Raw genomic sequence first — 623 nt, forward strand, 5'->3', positions numbered from 1 at the left:
CGCGGCGCACCACCTCGCCGGCCGAGTGGACCGATCAGGTCGAAACCGCACTCGAGCGAATCGCTGCGGGGCGGCTCGCGAAAGTCGTCCTCGCGCAGGCCCTTTCGGTCGACCTCGAGGGGCCGGTCGACGTTCCCGCGACGCTCGAGCGGCTGGCTCGCCAGTACCCCAACTGTTACCGGTTCCTGGTCGCTCACGACGTCGGCGGTACGTTCTTCGGTGCACCGCCGGAGCGGCTCGTTTCGAAACGCGGCGGACGCGTCGAGACGGAAGCGCTGGCCGGCTCGGTCCCCCGAGGGGAGTCGCCGGTCGAAGACGAGGCGCACGTCGAACGAATGCGGGCCGACGCGAAGTTCCAGCACGAACACGGGCTCGTCGTCGACGCGATCCGCGAACAACTCGCTCCGTTCGCACGAGATCTCACCGTCCGCGAGCAGACGATTCGTCGATTAGCGACCATTCAGCACCTGCAGACGCCGATCGAGGCGGTGCTCGAGGGCGATCGGCACGTCCTCGAGATCGTCGAGGCGCTTCATCCGACGCCCGCGGTCGGCGGCGTCCCGCCCGACGCGGCCTGGGAGACGATCCGCGACGCGGAGCCGTTCGATCGGGGCTGGTACGCC

The 623-nt window shown here is 69.5% G+C and carries 1 protein-coding gene; it reads left to right on the forward strand.

Translation table 11 applies throughout. The features are described from left to right. Positions 1 to 623 (forward strand): isochorismate synthase (locus PGX04_RS28760; protein WP_273741618.1); only part of this gene is annotated, 623 nt, incomplete at both ends.

Source organism: Natrinema soli, assembly GCF_028618695.1.